The organism is Mesorhizobium ventifaucium (genome assembly GCF_935822925.1).
GTDB classification, from domain to species: domain Bacteria; phylum Pseudomonadota; class Alphaproteobacteria; order Rhizobiales; family Rhizobiaceae; genus Mesorhizobium; species Mesorhizobium ventifaucium.
In genome coordinates this window covers 231,046-244,716 of record NZ_CAKXZS010000011.1, presented here as the reverse complement: position 1 = coordinate 244,716, position 13,671 = coordinate 231,046, and the positions used below count along the sequence as shown (strand labels likewise).

General features: G+C 60.2%; 19 protein-coding genes, 1 tRNA gene and 2 pseudogenes. 17 read left to right on the top strand and 5 right to left on the bottom strand.

The features are described 5' to 3' along the window. The first annotated feature begins 29 nt into the window (after positions 1 to 29). The 9 genes and pseudogenes from NMG70_RS09460 to NMG70_RS09425 all read left to right on the top strand — a co-directional run bounded on the left by NMG70_RS09460 (position 30) and on the right by NMG70_RS09425 (position 3,874). Positions 30 to 176 carry a hypothetical protein gene (locus tag NMG70_RS09460; protein WP_254024241.1) on the top strand — a complete coding sequence of 49 codons (147 nt, stop codon included), beginning with the start codon at positions 30 to 32 and terminating at the stop codon, positions 174 to 176. 73 nt (positions 177 to 249) lie between these two features. Next, positions 250 to 579, top strand: a complete 330-nt coding sequence (locus NMG70_RS09455) for a hypothetical protein (RefSeq protein ID WP_254024240.1) — start codon at positions 250 to 252, stop codon at positions 577 to 579. 68 nt (positions 580 to 647) lie between these two features. Continuing rightward, positions 648 to 944: a hypothetical protein gene (locus NMG70_RS09450; RefSeq protein ID WP_254024239.1), complete on the top strand. Its 297-nt coding sequence runs from the start codon at positions 648 to 650 to the stop codon at positions 942 to 944. A 122-nt stretch (positions 945 to 1,066) separates the two neighbouring features. Then, a pseudogene (locus tag NMG70_RS09445) lies at positions 1,067 to 1,361 on the top strand (PRC-barrel domain-containing protein). Positions 1,362 to 1,707: 346 nt separating this feature from the next. Beyond that, positions 1,708 to 1,992: a DUF982 domain-containing protein gene (locus tag NMG70_RS32885; RefSeq protein WP_367185514.1), complete on the top strand. Its 285-nt coding sequence runs from the start codon at positions 1,708 to 1,710 to the stop codon at positions 1,990 to 1,992. 465 nt (positions 1,993 to 2,457) lie between these two features. Beyond that, positions 2,458 to 2,757, top strand: a complete 300-nt coding sequence (locus NMG70_RS09440) for a DUF1236 domain-containing protein (RefSeq protein WP_254024238.1) — start codon at positions 2,458 to 2,460, stop codon at positions 2,755 to 2,757. Between the two features lie 74 nt (positions 2,758 to 2,831). Beyond that, a complete protein-coding gene (locus NMG70_RS09435) occupies positions 2,832 to 3,062 on the top strand; it encodes a hypothetical protein (protein ID WP_254024237.1) in 231 nt (76 codons plus the stop codon). 84 nt (positions 3,063 to 3,146) lie between these two features. Beyond that, entirely contained in the window at positions 3,147 to 3,446 is a 300-nt protein-coding gene (locus NMG70_RS09430) for a DUF982 domain-containing protein (RefSeq protein ID WP_254024236.1), read from the top strand. Between the two features lie 218 nt (positions 3,447 to 3,664). Then, positions 3,665 to 3,874, top strand: a complete 210-nt coding sequence (locus NMG70_RS09425; protein WP_077379297.1) for a hypothetical protein — start codon at positions 3,665 to 3,667, stop codon at positions 3,872 to 3,874. Position 3,875: 1 nt separating this feature from the next. Here NMG70_RS09425 and NMG70_RS09420 read toward each other — a convergent pair whose 3' ends face one another. Next, complete coding sequence (locus tag NMG70_RS09420; RefSeq protein WP_254024235.1) at positions 3,876 to 4,064, bottom strand: hypothetical protein; 189 nt, start codon at positions 4,062 to 4,064, stop codon at positions 3,876 to 3,878. A gap of 507 nt (positions 4,065 to 4,571) precedes the next feature. On the opposite strand from NMG70_RS09420, the pseudogene NMG70_RS33250 reads away from it, so the two are divergent. The 3 genes and pseudogenes from NMG70_RS33250 to NMG70_RS09410 all read left to right on the top strand — a co-directional run. Beyond that, positions 4,572 to 4,688 (top strand): annotated as a pseudogene (locus NMG70_RS33250) (DUF982 domain-containing protein); the annotation flags it as partial. 8 nt (positions 4,689 to 4,696) lie between these two features. Continuing rightward, the gene (locus NMG70_RS32880) at positions 4,697 to 4,945 is read left to right on the top strand and encodes a DUF982 domain-containing protein (RefSeq protein WP_367185513.1); all 249 of its coding nucleotides are present in this window, start codon (positions 4,697 to 4,699) and stop codon (positions 4,943 to 4,945) included. 280 nt (positions 4,946 to 5,225) lie between these two features. Continuing rightward, positions 5,226 to 5,510: a KTSC domain-containing protein gene (locus tag NMG70_RS09410; RefSeq protein WP_367185512.1), complete on the top strand. Its 285-nt coding sequence runs from the start codon at positions 5,226 to 5,228 to the stop codon at positions 5,508 to 5,510. On the opposite strand, the gene NMG70_RS09405 is transcribed toward NMG70_RS09410, so the two are convergent. After that, the gene (locus tag NMG70_RS09405; RefSeq protein ID WP_254024234.1) at positions 5,471 to 5,659 is read right to left on the bottom strand and encodes a hypothetical protein; all 189 of its coding nucleotides are present in this window, start codon (positions 5,657 to 5,659) and stop codon (positions 5,471 to 5,473) included. The genes NMG70_RS09410 and NMG70_RS09405 overlap by 40 nt on opposite strands. 252 nt (positions 5,660 to 5,911) lie before the next feature. On the opposite strand from NMG70_RS09405, the gene NMG70_RS09400 reads away from it, so the two are divergent. Continuing rightward, positions 5,912 to 6,850: an ATP-dependent DNA ligase gene (locus tag NMG70_RS09400; protein WP_436798364.1), complete on the top strand. Its 939-nt coding sequence runs from the start codon at positions 5,912 to 5,914 to the stop codon at positions 6,848 to 6,850. Further along, positions 6,847 to 7,428, top strand: coding sequence for a hypothetical protein (locus NMG70_RS09395; RefSeq protein WP_254024233.1), 582 nt, complete (start codon positions 6,847 to 6,849; stop codon positions 7,426 to 7,428). The genes NMG70_RS09400 and NMG70_RS09395 overlap by 4 nt, the downstream gene beginning before the upstream one ends. A 264-nt stretch (positions 7,429 to 7,692) precedes the next feature. Here the strand turns inward: NMG70_RS09395 and NMG70_RS32875 are convergent, their stop codons facing one another. From NMG70_RS32875 to NMG70_RS09385, 3 genes are all read right to left on the bottom strand, one after another. Next, complete coding sequence (locus NMG70_RS32875) at positions 7,693 to 7,794, bottom strand: excalibur calcium-binding domain-containing protein (protein ID WP_367185511.1); 102 nt, start codon at positions 7,792 to 7,794, stop codon at positions 7,693 to 7,695. A gap of 733 nt (positions 7,795 to 8,527) precedes the next feature. Then, a tRNA-Ala gene (locus NMG70_RS09390) sits at positions 8,528 to 8,603 on the bottom strand. Between the two features lie 171 nt (positions 8,604 to 8,774). After that, on the bottom strand, positions 8,775 to 9,161 hold the full coding sequence (locus NMG70_RS09385) for a TIGR02300 family protein (RefSeq protein ID WP_254024232.1): 387 nt from the start codon (positions 9,159 to 9,161) through the stop codon (positions 8,775 to 8,777). A gap of 195 nt (positions 9,162 to 9,356) precedes the next feature. Between NMG70_RS09385 and aroA the strand changes: the two genes are divergently transcribed. From aroA to rpsA, 3 genes are all read left to right on the top strand, one after another. After that, on the top strand, positions 9,357 to 10,715 hold the full coding sequence (gene aroA / locus NMG70_RS09380; RefSeq protein WP_254024231.1) for a 3-phosphoshikimate 1-carboxyvinyltransferase: 1,359 nt from the start codon (positions 9,357 to 9,359) through the stop codon (positions 10,713 to 10,715). Positions 10,716 to 11,005: 290 nt separating this feature from the next. Next, positions 11,006 to 11,656, top strand: coding sequence for a (d)CMP kinase (gene cmk / locus NMG70_RS09375; protein WP_254016239.1), 651 nt, complete (start codon positions 11,006 to 11,008; stop codon positions 11,654 to 11,656). Between the two features lie 203 nt (positions 11,657 to 11,859). Continuing rightward, positions 11,860 to 13,557 carry a 30S ribosomal protein S1 gene (gene rpsA, locus NMG70_RS09370; protein WP_027151507.1) on the top strand — a complete coding sequence of 566 codons (1,698 nt, stop codon included), beginning with the start codon at positions 11,860 to 11,862 and terminating at the stop codon, positions 13,555 to 13,557. Positions 13,558 to 13,671: the final 114 nt, after the last annotated feature.

Below are 13,671 nucleotides of genomic sequence, written 5' to 3'. Positions count from 1 at the left end.
CACCGCAGGCGGCGGCGCAGGCGGCGCGCTTGGAGAAGGATCTGCCGTCGTTACTGGCGAAATGGCTATCGGCGCGTTCGGTGCCGTCGCAGGCGTGTTTGGGTCTGGGATTGGTATTATTAGCAGCTAGTGTGCTGAAAATCCCGGTGGTTGCCGGGTTTTCAGCTTCAGACTAGCCGAATTACGGCGAATTTTTCAGGGACCCACGCGAGTTGTCGGGCCTGCCAGCGTCTACGGCTTCAGGACGCCATGCGCAAGGAATGGGAGGGCGAGACTAGGTCCGCGAGGATAGACCAGACCCTGGCCACCCTGAACAGCAAGGAAGCCAAGAAACAGGCGGAGAAGGCACTGAAAGGCGGCGACAAGGACAAGGCCCGTTCAATCATGGCGCTCTCCGCCAGAGGCGCGGGCTTATTACTCGCACGGAATACACAGGGCGCTGGTGCGGGTTTCGCCGGCATGAAGCAAACTCTCAGCGAAATGGCCGTTTTGGCAGATGCAGGCTTTTGGGTTCGCTGGTTGACGGTTGATTGTGTCGTTCCCCGACAGCCGCCTTTCCTTCCCACGCCGTTGAAGTGACCGGGTCTTGGTCAAAATTTTACATTAGAAACTTGGAACGTAAGTGAGGCAGAAACATTGTTGGCGCCATGGACAAGAACGATGGCGACAATCCTCCCGAGTGGTTTCCGGGCAACCTGCCAGATGATCCAGTCATCCGAGCCGATATCGCGAAAAGAATCTCGAGAGAAACCGAGAGTAAAATTGGGCCGAACGGTTTGGTGGTCACGAAGGCCAGGCGGGATCGCAATCTGGTCGAGGAACTGGAAAAAGCTGACCCCGCCCTCGACAGCCAGCCGTCCGTGGTTCCGTTGTTCCTGGTTCTGTATGCGCTCTCTATGTTGGGCTTGGCAGGGTACGCCCTCGCTGGTTGGTATTTTCTATAGCGCCTTTCAGTTTCCGTTACGCACAGTAGGCATCTGTTACTCTCCATAGAGCCGCAAATAATCGTTCGGAACAGTTGGCCGGTCGGGGGGTTACCTCAGACCAAGTGAGAGGAGACCCTACAATGGACCACACCATCACGTACGGCTTACGAATGCCGAACTGCGCGCTGATAGATTGAAGGAGCGACCATCTACGGTCGCGATGATGAGGAAATCAGTTCGGTAGACCACGTCCATGGAACCGGGGACGACGCCCAGGTCGTTTTCGATGTTGGCGGTTTCCTCGGCATCGGCTCAAAGCGCGTGGCGCTGTATGCCAGTCAGCTCGATTTTATGCGGGACGAAGACGGCAATGTGCATGCCATCACGCAAATGACCACCGACCAGTTGAAGGACTTGCCCGAGCATATTGACTGACGTGAACGACTACGGTGTCTCGCCCGCTGTGCCGAAAAGGTGCGGCGGGCTTTTTGTTTCCGTATGGAACAACTTGGCTTGAGCGAAAGTTCGGCTTCTGCAGCATCTAACAGATCCTGCTGCGAGTTCGGATTGCACCCTCCGATCAGCCCGCGTCCACCTCCGTGAGGCGCGGGCTTCTCCGTTCAGGGAACCGAAACGATCAAGGGCTCTTCGGACGTCCAGCCTCTGGCACCGAGCAACGCGGCACTGGCCGGCGAAATAAGAGCACCACTGCCCGGCGAACGTTCATGCAACCCCGCCATGTCTTCGCGTTTATCCACTTCAATTCTGGAGAGCGACAAAGATGCCGGCGTTTATACCGATTACGATCCACCTGAATGACAGATCGATGGCGATCGTGTCGATAGCCGACGCTGCGAAAGCGCTTCAGCAACCATGGCCATTCATGGACAAGCCGTCCCGACTTGAGGCAATCCGAATGATCGAGGAATGCCTGGCTGGACATTGCAGTCACCAAGCTGCGTTCGCTGCCTTCGAGGCGGCCGCATCTGAACAGGGCCTTCTCAAGCAAAAGCCTCCAAGCGTAGGCCTCAGGAAGTTCGACGGGGTTGCCGAAGACCTGCTGTGAGGTGATGCCGCCCTCGCGACCTTGATCGCTGACAGGCCTCGCCCACCCGGACTGGCCGGCCATGATTGGCGGACCACCCGCCAATCGAGGAATGGCGGGTGGTCGCTTATCAGCGCAGGAAGGGACTTAGCTGCGCAGATCTCAAGTGGGGTGGCCCTACCTAGCTAACGATGATTCCTATCGCCAGGAACGTGATCGATACGGCGAACACCGGAGCGAGTAACCAGCGGGCTTGGTGGATACTATTCTCCATGGTCTCTCTCCTGTGAGCACATGGCGAGCAACGAGTGCTGGCAGTCCCGGTTCCGGGCTGCGCCCCGTCCTAGCCCTATGCGACAGCAAGGTCAGACTTAGGTCCGACCTTTGAGAAGACCGAAGCCCAATCAGGGAACGTTTGCGGCCGCCTGAGGTTGGGTGGGGCTGGCGCGACGAGCCGTTCAGCGGAACTCACGCAAGGAGCCCATTATGAGAATGCATCTTTCAACTTTCGCCGCGGGATTTCTGCTGCTGGCAGGCATCGGCGCCGCTGCTGCTCAGGACGTAATCATCGAGCCTGAACAGGAGACGGTCATCAGGGAATATGTGAAAAAGCAGCCGCTCGCATCGGTGAAAATCCCTGAAGTGGAGCTCAATATCGGCTCAACCCTGCCCGAAACCGTCGAACTTCATGAAGTCCCCAACACAAAATACCGTACCGTTGTCGTCGACAACCGAACCGTTGTCGTTGACCCGGGCACACGCAAGATCATCAAAATCATCGAATGACCAACGCGACTGGGAGGACAGCCCGCCGTGCCGAAAGGTGCGGCGGGAAGCCATCAAGGGAGGAATTGATCATCATGTCGAACCGTGAGATTGGAGCGTCCCAGGCGCTGCGAATGCGCGTGGCCGACCTCAATGAGAGGATGCGCGGCGCCCGGATTACCGAAAGTGAACTGAAGACCTTTCAAAAGGTCGCAGCCGTCATGGAGGACAGCAAGGGCAGAATCCCTGCCGATGATTTGATTGCCGTAGCCTTTGTCGTCGAGGCGCTGGACAACCAACCCGGCTTCAATCTCTCCAGAAAGTGACACGCTGCAATGTCCCTCTCTCTCAACCTATTCTCCCCTTCCCATTTGCCGGCCAATGATAATTCAGGGGTAGGAGAGGTAGCCATGGCTGGCGATCCAATCGTTCTTAACTCAGGCGAAAATGGCGGTGGCACCCTCATGGGTATCCATTGGTTTCACCCTCCGGTCTACATCGGAACCGACCGACCTGAGTTCACCTACGTATGTACCAACGTCGAGGGCGCCGCGGCGGAACTCATGAAGTGGACCAAGCGGGGACCTAAGTGGAAGGAGGCCATCGAGGCCTGCGTCGCTCTCATTAAAGGCGAGCGCACGCCCGACGATGTAAGAAAGGCCTTCGAGGCTGCTGCCAAGGAGGAGGATGTGCTTCGTTCCTCTGATTAGGTCTCTGTGCGGATCGGACCCCACCACCGGGTTGCCGCGCGTGCCTGTGATCCGATCCCACGCTCAGATGCCAAGCATTCTGAGCCGATTATCTCCGCACGGATCGATCTTGATACTTCCTTCATTGGACCAACAAATGGGCGCTTGGGTTTTGTTCGGGGAGCCCTCAAGTGAACCTATGTTGGGCGCACAACCGGCTTGCGAAGGGTGGGAGTGCCATGCCGATCTATCGAAAAGCTAAAGAAGCTGGGGTCTTCAATCCGTCCGATGTCGCCTTGCTTGGCCGCGTGTTCGACCGGCTCAAGATCGAGGGGCAATCCGAACAGCGGCGCGAAGCACTCGCATCCCGGATTCTTGCAAACTATTTGGCTGGTATCACGGATGAGGACGAGCTTGTCTCGGTTTCCAAACTGCCGCTGGGGCGGTGAGCTAGTGATGACTGTGAGTCACACGATCGAGGGCGCGGCGGGCTTCGGCCAAATTCTCGGCCAGGATCTCTAGCAGGGCTTCGCTTTCCGGGAGGATATGTCCGCACCGGCGCTCTTGCTCTACAACTCTGTCTTGAAAGGACACCGCCTTCTCATAGTGAGTGACGAGGTTGGAATATAGCTGCTGCATCGCACTTCTCCCTGATAAGGCGAAAGCACGTTGCTCGCTCTCAGGCGCTCAATTGCCGGAAGGTATGGGCGACCGGGAAACCCTACTCTTTCTTAAGGGCAAACCGCCACCATACACTCGCCAGCCGAAAGCCCGCCATGGCTAAAGGTGCCAACCGGCGGTTGGTGGACGCGACGCAGCTGGCGAGCGTAGGATTTTCACGATCCGGGCACACCCCCGCCCACCCCTCGTGCCTGGTGAACGACTGATTGCCCGCCGTGCCGAGAGGGTGCGGCGGGTTTTTTGTCTTCCGTCCGGGAACCCTGGCCGAGCAGGTACGTTCGCATCGCACAGCCCTCGTCCTTCGTGCTGAGAGATCGGATTGCTCCCTCCGATCCGATGGGCCCGCGTCCTCCCCCATCCCCTCGGGGCGCGGCCTTGCTTCGGCGGCCGTCGGGACGCGCTATGGGGTCAGCCACGTCGAGGGTGCAGCCGCAGAACTCATGAAGTGGGACACAAAAGTGGCCGAGGTGGACGAAAGCGGTCCAATCATACGTTGACGCGTTCGAGGGCAGAGTGTCCCACCAAGAGGTCCGTGAAGCCTTTGAGGCGGCGGCCAAGGAGGCGAGCGTCTCGCCTGAGTAGGAGGTATTATGGCAACCCTTTGGTTCGTCCCTCCGGTGTTCGTGAAGACTGAAACGGAAGGTGCCAGGCATAGCTGCAACAATGCGAGGGCAGCCCTTGAGCAGCTCAAGAGGTGGACCCGGAGAGGACCTCACTGGCAAAAGGCGTGGACCCTCTGCCTGTCAGCACTGGAGGGCGATCCGATTGACCCTCACGTGATCCGAAAGGCTTTCGTGGCTGCCGCTAAGGAGGCGGAGATGTATCTCTCGCCCGAGTAGGAGGTATCATGGCCCTCCACTAGTTTCATCCTCCGGTCAACATCGAGACGGACCGACCTGGCTCACCTACGGCTGCAACAACGTCGAGGGTGCAGCCGCAGAACTCATGAAGTGGACTAAGTGCGGGGCCCTAAGTTGAAGAAGGCGGTCGAGGACCTGCATGGCCGTTCTTGAGACCAGGGCACAGCCGACTATCGCCCGAGACGAATGAGCTTCGTCTGCCGCAGACGTCGACTCTTAAGCTGGCGCTCTCCCGCGCCGAATTAAGGCGTGAACCATCATGCCTTCCACATCGATACGCAAAACGGAATATGATCCGGACCGTAGGACCCTCTCGGTGTGGTCCGTGGCCAGCGGCAAATGCTACCAGTTTGAGGACGTGCCGCCGGAGACCTTCGCCGAGTTCCGAGCCGCCTTCGCCAAGGGTCGCTTCTTCAACGACCACATTCGCAATAACTTCCGGTACCGCTGGTTGGGACCGGTCACGATCCTGGATGACCCTAATCCGTGCGAACGACGGTTCACTTATCCATCGAGCTTCAACGACTCATGGTCGGGAAGATAATGATGCAGCACCTCGCCAAGGTTTCGCTTATCGAACGTCTGGCCACAGACGGGGCAGAACTCGAAATGCTCTGCTTCGTCCTTGGCAGGCGGCCCGTGGCGCTTGCCCTTGATCCCGGTTGCGGGGTTGTTGGTTCTATCTCGGCTCACGTTGATTGTCCGAACTGTGATACGGACGGCCCGACAGCCGCTGCGGGGTAGGCAACCGACCGCCGGGCCTAACCGGCGGGGGTGTGGGCGTGTCCAGCCGGCTGGGACGAATAATAAGCCGTTTCATGCATCATTTCTAATTTAGTAAAATGGTCACGTTCCGTTCCCCTGGCTGTCAAATCGGATGAGCCTAGAGTCAATTTGGTGCCTAAAAGAGTGAGTGCCGGCGGCCGGCTAGAATTTATTCCTCCGATGATGCCGACCTTGGTGGCCAAGCCGCCCCAAGGCGATGACTGGATGCATGAAGCCAAATTCGACGGCTACCGCTCCCAGATCATCATCGACGCCGGCGGTGTGCGGATCTTCACCCGCCGCGGTCTCGACTGGACATCCAAATACCGCGATCTGGTCGAGGCAGCCAAAGGTCTCAACGTACAGAACGCCATCATCGACGGCGAAGTCGTCGTCTTAAATGAGGCTGGCCTTTCGGATTTTGCCGCGCTGCGCAAGGCAATCACCAGGCGCCAGCACGACCTCTATTTCGTCGCGTTCGATCTGCTGCACCTCAACGGCCACGACTTGCGCGACATGGCACTGAGGATCGACGGGAAATCCTGGCCGGCCTTATTAGGGCCTGACAGCCGAATCCAGTTCAGTGAGACGATGCCGGGCGAGGCTAATGCGATCTATCATCTGATCAACGCGGCCGGCCTTGAAGGGATGATGTCGAAGCGTCGAGACAGCAAATATCGCAGCGGCCCGACTACCAATTGGCTGAAGACAAAATCCTTCACCGAAAGCGAGTTTGAACTTCTCGGAGTTGAACGCGAGAGGGGCAAGCCGGCGTTTGCTCTAATGGCCGACCCAGGCACCCGGAAATATGTCGGCAGCGCGTTTGCCAGTGTAAATCGCGAGATGCGGGAGCGGCTTTGGAAAAGGGTCCAGGAACATGCCGGGCCACCGCCCAAGGAAATGCCAAAGCGGCCGGCAACGCAATGGGTCAAGCCGGGGATCAAAGCCCGCGTGAAGCATCTGCGCGGAACGACCATGGAGGGGATGCTGATCAAGGCGCAGGCGGTCACCACCTTCAACAAGGCGATTGCGCGCAAATACCCCTTGGATGGCGAGCTTTGGGCTGCACAGCTGGCATCGGTTCTCCAGTTGGCTTCGGAAGGGGACGCATCAGCATGAGCGCCGCCGTCAAGACGAAGGCGCTGGCTGCATTTGTGCAGCAGTGCCTTGATCCGCTGCCCGATGCCGTCCTCATCGACACGCACCACAATCAGCTCATGCGCCAGGCGCGCCGACTTCCTTGGCGCAAGGCTGATGCTGCCACCAGCCTCACAACAGCGGAAATGGATTACTGGCACGCGAAAAGCATTCACGCGATGTACGTCCTAGAGGACGAGGATCGATCTAGCGCCTATTCTGACAAACGGATGCTCAGCGTCGACAGGAACCGGCAGGCTGTGGCCGATCAAATCCGAGTTCCAGCGCCCGATCTAATGGCGGTCCAGTGGAAGCGAGAAGCCGCAAAGGATCGCTATCTGCCGATCGGCGAGGGCGAAGTCGCCAAGCTCATCGCGGGGGACGAGGCATTTCTTGCAGCGCATCCGATCACGAAGCAACCCCGTAAAAAAACGTGGGCGGAGCGACCAGCACTGAACCCCGGCAACAACTGCCTGAGCCCGCTGCCTCACGGTGGCGGGCTTTTTGCTGGGGCGGACAGTCCGGCGCGATTAAGGTTCTCTGCGATTTTCCAAAACTGAGTCGATCGCGTCTTTAGTAGCCGCCACCGCCAGAACCGCCGGCACTGCCGCTGCTCCCGCTCGATGTAGACGCGGTTGGCCGTGCGGGTGGAGCCTCGGCGCGTGGGGCTGTCATGCAGGCAGTCAAAAGCAATACCGAAAACAGGATGAAAAGGCGCACATCGATTCTCCCTATGGTAGGTAGAGTGTTCTCTATCGACAACGTCTCAGGTCCATCATTATTCCGCGAAGTTTGATCGGAAGACCCGCTGGTTGCTGGCTCCGCTAACACAGCGTTTCGCACGGGGTCCCGTCGCCATCGCGATCCAGCTTGGAAATGTGCCGGATACGAAGCGATTGCACGCAACCAACGCGGTGGCCGGGCATTAATTTAGCAAAGCATCAAATAGGAAAGCATCGGGAGGAAGACCATGCTGCACCTTAACATGCCTGGCGAATTTGAGGTCGGCGATGAGGTTGCGCTAGCAGGTACCGTCATCACCATTCTCCCTAGCGGCCGAGCCAGAGTGAGCATTCCGTCCTATGACCATCCTTACACGCTAGAGCCGCCACCCAAAGCCCGGGCCGGCGACCGAGTAGTTCTTGTTGGGGACGTCACCCGCATCGATCGCGGAGCGGACAAACTCACCGTGCGGATTGACTGCGGCGGCGTGATTACGGTCGACAGGTCGGCAATCACTCGGCTGAGAAAGCACCGCCGGGCTTCAGCCGGTTGACGCTACACGGCGACACAAGGGCTGCGCTCGTCGGCATACGGAACATGCAAGCGTATCGTGCCTCAAGCCAATCTAACTTCAGGGACCTAGGCCCGCGCTGAGCGTACCCGTGTACTCCCCCCATGCCGCAAACAAAGAACTTGCAGCCGGAGAGAGTCAAGAGCTTTGTCGCTTACGAGCGATAAGGCGCTCCACTAAAAAGTCCGAACATATCCCATCCCCTCGCCTTTCGGCAAATCTGGCGGAAAACGGAGACTAGGCAAAAAATAATTTTGCGACTCCCAAAAGCGCCTCGGGGTGCCCCGGCGGTGCCCCGAACGATTTCAGGGCAACAGGCCCCCGAGGGGGAGAACGCTAATCAACTGAAATCATTATAAAAATTTTGGTGGAGCCAATCGGAATCGAACCGACGACCTCTTGAATGCCATTCAAGCGCTCTCCCAACTGAGCTATGGCCCCACTCCCGGCAGTCAACCGGCGCCGTTGCCGGCGAAGAGATCCGGCGCGGGTTGAGACCGCGCCGTTAGTGCAGGCGGCTTCTAACCCCGCCTTCCGTCAATATCAAGCCTTTAAGAGCCGCTTTTTATTAAGACCCCGCGAAAGTCGGCGGGCGCTGTGTGAGAGGCCGGATCAGACTTCGTCGTCATCGTCGCCGACGCCGATCATGTCGGCGACATCGTCGTCCTCTTCCTCTTCGTCGGCGAGGAAGGTATCGTCGTCGTCGCCGAGGTCCACATCGTCCTCGTCATCGCTGAGATCGGGAAGATCGTCGGGTTTCGCATCCTCGTCCGCCTCTTCGAGCGAGACGACCTCGACGCCCTCTTCCTCCTCGGCGTCGACTTCCTTCTCGGCAACTTCCTCTTCCTCCTCAAGGGCGGCAATCTTGCCATCCTCGAAGTAAGAGCGGGGATAGCTCTTGCCAGTATAGGGCGAGACGATCGGATCCTTGTTCAGATCGTAGAATTTTTGACCCGTCTCGGGGTCGATGCGTTTGGTGCCAAGTTCGGGTTTTCTCACAGCAAGCCTCGTCGATGAAAGTTTGGTCCCCATAACCACAGTTTACGGCGCTGTCAAAGCCTAAAGCCAGCGTCACAAATCCCCGCGTTGAGCGAGCTCTTGCAAGGGGATGACCATTTCCGTCCGCCGTGATACGAGACCGCGCAAACCAGAAGAAAAAGCCGGCCACCGGCGTTTTTCACCCAAGGAAAACCCATGTCGCATACTGCCGCCCCGAAACCGGCCACCGCCCGCAAATCGCCAGCGCTTTCAGGTACAGCACGGGTGCCCGGCGACAAGTCGATCTCGCACCGCTCGTTCATGTTCGGCGGCCTCGCCTCCGGCGAAACCCGCATCACCGGCCTGCTGGAAGGCGAGGACGTGATGCGCACGGGCGCCGCGATGAAGGCAATGGGCGCGCATATAGAGAAGCGCGGCACTGAATGGGTGATCAGCGGCACCGGCAACGGCGCGCTGCTGCAGCCGGAAGGCCCGCTCGATTTCGGCAACGCCGGCACCGGCTCGCGCCTCACCATGGGCCTGGTCGGCACCTACGACATGGAGACGACCTTCATCGGCGACGCCTCGCTGTCCGGCCGGCCGATGGGCCGTGTGCTCGAGCCGCTGCGCCAGATGGGCGTGCAGGTGCTGAAGGCGACGCCTGGCGACCGCATGCCGATCACGCTGCGCGGCCCCAAACACGCCGCGCCCATCACCTACCGCGTGCCGATGGCCTCGGCCCAGGTGAAGTCGGCGGTGCTGCTCGCCGGACTGAACACGCCCGGCATCACCACCGTCATCGAGCCGGTGATGACGCGCGACCACACCGAAAAGATGCTGAAGGGATTCGGCGCCAATCTGTCAGTCGAGACCGACGAGCGCGGCGTGCGCCACATCTTCATTGAGGGCCAGGGGAAGCTCGCCGGCCAGACAATCGCTGTGCCGGGCGACCCGTCCTCGGCCGGATTCCCGCTGGTGGCGGCGCTGATCGTGCCGGGCTCGGACATTACAATCGAAAACGTGCTGATGAACCCGACCCGCACCGGTCTTCTTTTGACGCTGCAGGAAATGGGCGCCAGGATCGAAATTGTGGACCCGCGCAATGAAGGCGGCGAAGATGTCGCCGATCTGCGCGTACGCTATTCCGAGCTGAAGGGCATCACCGTGCCGCCCGAACGGGCGCCGACGATGATTGATGAATATCCGGTGCTTGCTGTCGCGGCGAGCTTCGCCGAGGGCGAGACGCTGATGCAGGGGCTGGAAGAGCTGCGGGTGAAGGAATCCGACCGGCTGTCGGCGGTCGCGAATGGACTGAAGGTCAATGGCGTCGACTGCACCGAAGGCGAGGCCTCGCTGGCCGTGCGTGGAAGGCCCGGCGGCAAGGGGCTCGGCCAACATCCGAACGGAAAGAGCACCATCGTCCAGACCCATCTCGACCACCGCATTGCCATGAGCTTTCTGGTGATGGGGCTGGCAACGGAAAAACCCGTCACCATCGACGACCAGGCGATGATCGCAACGAGCTTTCCGGAGTTCATGGGGTTGATGAAGGGGCTGGGCGCGGAAATCGAGTGACAGTTGATGGCAATCAATAGCCTTGGAGCGTGGGACCAAATTGGAACGTCGGCGGGACAGCGCCCCCCTCTGTCCTGCCGGACGTCTCCCCCACAAGGGGGGAGATTGGCGGCTTGGCCGCTCCGCTCAACCCTGCAACTTAGACAATTGGCGAAAGCCGCGATGACGGCCGATCTCCCCCCAAGTGGGGGAGATGCCAAGTTCTGGCAAAGAGAGCAGGACAGAGGGGGGCCCGAAGGATCGCCACGCCTGTCTGGATCATTGCAATTTTCGGGTACGGTGGGCGGCGAATGACTTCGACCTTCACCATCGCCATCGACGGGCCGGCAGGCGCCGGCAAAGGCACCCTGGCGCGGCGGCTGGCCGACCACTATCGGCTGAACCTGCTCGACACCGGCCTCACCTATCGCGCAGTGGCGCACGCGCTGCTTCGGCTGGGTTTGCCGCTCGACAATGTCTCGGCCGCCGAAACCGCTGCCCGTCAGGTCGACCTGGCCAAGCTCGACCGGTCGGTGCTGTCGGCGCATGCGGTCGGCGAAGCGGCTTCGAAAGTGGCTGTCATCCCTTCGGTGCGGCGCATACTGGTCGAAAAGCAGCGCGAATTCGCCAAGGCGCCGCCGGGCGCCGTGCTCGACGGCCGCGACATCGGCACCGTCGTCTGTCCCGACGCCGACATAAAACTCTATGTGACGGCGAGCGCCGAGGTGCGGGCACAACGCAGGCTGGCCGAGATCGAGAGCATCGGCGGCACCGCCAATTTCAACGAAATCCTCGCCGATATCCTGCGCCGAGACGAGCGCGACATGGGTCGCGCCGACTCGCCGCTGAAGCCGGCCGCCGACGCGCACTTGCTCGACACGTCGGAAATGGCTATAGAAGCCGCGTTCCTGGCGGCCAAGGCGATCATCGACGACGTTCTGGCCAAGAGAAACAACGCCTGAGCCGGGTTTCCTGCCGTTGCCGATTGCCGGCGGCGAAAAGGTACCCATATCGGGCACGAACCAGCCTGCCAGCATTCTTCATGCGCCGGAATTGCCGCTTAGGCGGCCAAGGGCTTTTTTAAGCCCGGAACGCCGGCAGGCCAACGCAACGCTAACCCACGGCGCCCGTCCCGCTTGAGATGCGGGGCATTCCAGGAGAACCTATGTCAGTTGCAAACCCCACTCGCGATGATTTCGCGAGCCTGCTCGAAGAATCATTTTCCGCCGGCCATTCCGGCGAAGGCCAAGTCGTCAAGGGCACGATCACCGCGATCGAAAAGGACATGGCTATCATCGATGTCGGCCTCAAGGTCGAAGGCCGCGTGCCGCTGAAGGAATTCGGCGTCAAGGGCAAGGACTCGACGCTCAAGGTCGGCGACACGGTCGAAGTCTATGTCGAGCGCATCGAGAACGCGCTTGGCGAAGCGATGCTGTCGCGTGAGAAGGCCCGTCGCGAAGAGAGCTGGGTCCGTCTCGAAGAGAAGTTCACCAAGGGCGAGCGCGTCGAAGGCGTCATCTTCAACCAGGTCAAGGGCGGCTTCACCGTCGATCTCGACGGCGCCGTGGCCTTCCTGCCGCGCAGCCAGGTCGACATCCGACCGATCCGCGACGTCTCGCCGCTGATGCACAATCCGCAGCCTTTCGAGATCCTCAAGATGGATCGCCGCCGCGGCAACATCGTGGTGTCGCGCCGCACCGTGCTCGAGGAGAGCCGTGCCGAACAGCGTTCGGAAATCGTGCAGAACCTCGAAGAGGGCCAGGTGGTCGAAGGCGTCGTCAAGAACATCACCGACTATGGTGCGTTCGTCGATCTCGGCGGCATCGACGGCCTGTTGCATGTCACCGACATGGCATGGCGCCGCGTCAACCATCCGACCGAAATCCTCAACATCGGCCAGACGGTCAAGGTGCAGATCATCCGCATTAACCAGGAAACCCACCGCATCTCGCTCGGCATGAAGCAGCTCGAGAGCGATCCGTGGTCCGAGATCGGAACGAAATTCCCGATCGGCAAGAAGATCAAGGGCACCGTCACCAACATCACCGACTATGGCGCGTTCGTCGAGCTGGAGCCGGGCATCGAGGGCCTCATCCACGTTTCGGAAATGTCGTGGACGAAGAAGAACGTGCATCCCGGCAAGATCCTGTCGACGACGCAGGAAGTCGACGTGGTGGTGCTCGAGGTCGATCCGGCCAAGCGCCGCATCTCGCTCGGCCTCAAGCAGACGCTCGAGAACCCGTGGCAGGCTTTCGCCAGCAGCCATCCCGTCGGCAGCCAGGTCGAGGGCGAAGTCAAGAACAAGACCGAATTCGGCCTGTTCATCGGCCTGGAAGGCGATGTCGACGGCATGGTCCATCTTTCCGACCTCGACTGGACCCGTCCGGGCGAGCAGGTGATCGAGGAGTACAATCGCGGCGACATCGTCAAGGCGCAGGTGCTCGACGTCGACATCGACAAGGAGCGCATCTCGCTCGGCATCAAGCAGTTGGCCAAGGACACGGCCGGCGAGGCGGCGACTTCAGGCGAACTGCGCAAGAACGCGGTCGTCACCTGTGAGGTCACCGGCGTCAAGGATGGCGGCCTGGAAGTGCGGCTGGTCGACAGCGGCATCGAGACCTTCATCAAGCGCTCCGACCTCAGCCGTGACCGCGACGAGCAGCGGCCCGAGCGCTTCACGGTCGGCCAGAAGGTCGACGCCCGCGTCATCGCCTTCGACAAGAAGACCCGCAAGCTGCAGGTCTCGATCAAGGCCCTGGAAATCGCCGAAGAGAAGGAAGCGGTTGCCCAGTACGGCTCGACCGACTCCGGCGCTTCACTGGGCGACATCCTGGGTGCCGCGCTGAAGAAGCAGGGCAGCTAAGTCCACTTACGCCGCGCCTCGCGCGGCCTGTTAAAAACCCCGCCGGAGCGATCCGGCGGGGTTTTTGTTTGGCCATGGCCAGAGCATCGGACCAATTTTGGGAGATCCGCGCTC